Here is a 1662-nt window from a genome sequence, read left to right as displayed (position 1 = left end):
CTATCCCGCATTTCTCACCAAGGCGGGTGCATCGGGGCTCTGGATCGGTGAAGTGTGAGTGCTAACAGACACTTGTGCCGATCCGGTAGGAGCTCCGATGCCTACAGAATGTAGCCTGAAGTCGATGGTCTTTGCACGCGTCGAAGGGCGCGACGTGGTGGCGGATTTCGGAGGGGGCGCGATCACCTCGGACGCTGGCGCGCTGCTGCTGGGCGCGACCGATAGGGCGATCGGGCTGGTGGAGCGCTTTGCCGCCTGCTTCTCCGACGGCCGGACACCGGGGCGCGTCTCGCACGACCTGTCGACCCTGGTCGGCCAGCGGGTCTTCGGCATCGCGCTCGGCTACGAGGATCTCGTCGATCACGACGACCTGCGCCGCGATCCCGCCCTGGGCGCGGCGCTGGGCCGGCTCGAGGCGCGCCGTCCGGGGCTGGCGCCGCTCGCGGGCAAGAGCACGCTGAACCGACTGGAGCATGCGCCCGCCGGGACGGATCGCTACCGCCGCATTGGCCACGATCCGGCGGCCATCGAGGCACTGTTCGTCGATCTCTTCCTCGATGCCCACGCGAAGGCGCCGGCGCGGATCACCCTCGACCTGGACGCCACCGACGACCCGATCCACGGGCACCAGGAGGGGCGCTTCTTCCACGGCTACTACGACTGCCACTGCTACCTGCCGCTCTACATCTTCTGCGGCGACCACCTCCTCGCGGCGAAACTCAGGCGCTCCAACATTGACGCCAGCGCCGGTGCGACGGAGGAGATCGCACGGATCGTCGAGCGCATCCGTGCGCGCTGGCCGCGGGTGAAGATCCTGCTGCGCGCCGACAGCGGCTTCGCCCGCGAGGCTCTGATGGCGTGGTGTGAAGCAATCAAGGTGGATTTCCTCTTCGGCCTGGCCCGCAACGCCCGGCTCGTCGAGCACATCCACATCGACCTCGCTTGGGCAGAGGACGATGCCGAGCGCACAGGCCGGTCTGCCCGCCGCTTCGCCGACTTCCGCTGGCGCACACGCAACAGCTGGAGCCGCCGGCGCCGCGTCGTCGCCAAGGCCGAGTGGATGCCAGGGCGCGGTGAGGCCGATGCCAACCCGCGCTTCGTCGTCACCTCGCTGCCTGCCACCGAGATCGGCGCCCGTGCTCTCTACGAGCGGCTCTACTGCGCCCGCGGCGACATGGAGAACCGGATCAAGGAGTGCCAGCTCGACCTCTTCGCCGATCGGACCAGCGCCGCGACCATGCGCGCCAACCAGCTTCGCCTGTGGTTCGCCTCCATGGCCTATGTCCTGATCGCCGCGCTGCGCCGGCGCGCACTCGCTCACACCCGCCTCGAGCGCGCCACCTGCGGCACGATCCGGCTCAGGCTCCTCAAGATCGGCGCCCAGGTCACCCGCAGCGTGCGCCGCGTCCGCGTCGCCATGGCCTCGGCTTGCCCCTGCGCCGACGTGTTCGCGATCGCCCACACCCGATTATGCCGCTGAGCCCGCAGCGCGCCCGCACGCCCGACCCGTCAACCCGCAAACCGAGCATCCTCCCAAACCCCGCCAGTCAGCAGGGCGCATCCCCCGTGCCTGCAAACGCTCCACTGCCCGTGGCGAGCACACCGGCAGGGTTTCGTCACGGGCGGCAACTCATTGGTGAGAGATGCGGGCTAGCGAGACCA

Annotated in this window: 1 protein-coding gene; it reads left to right on the top strand. The window is 69.3% G+C overall.

Going from position 1 to position 1662, the window contains the following annotated elements:
- Window positions 1-97 precede the first annotated feature (97 nt).
- Entirely contained in the window at window positions 98-1480 is a 1383-nt protein-coding gene (locus QSJ97_RS24480; protein ID WP_285675119.1) for an IS1380 family transposase, read from the top strand.
- Window positions 1481-1662 lie beyond the last annotated feature (182 nt).

It is taken from the genome of Paralimibaculum aggregatum (assembly GCF_030270585.1).
GTDB lineage: Bacteria > Pseudomonadota > Alphaproteobacteria > Rhodobacterales > Rhodobacteraceae > Thermohalobaculum > Thermohalobaculum aggregatum.
Note: the sequence above shows the minus strand (reverse complement) of the source record. Positions and strands in the feature narration are given on the sequence as shown.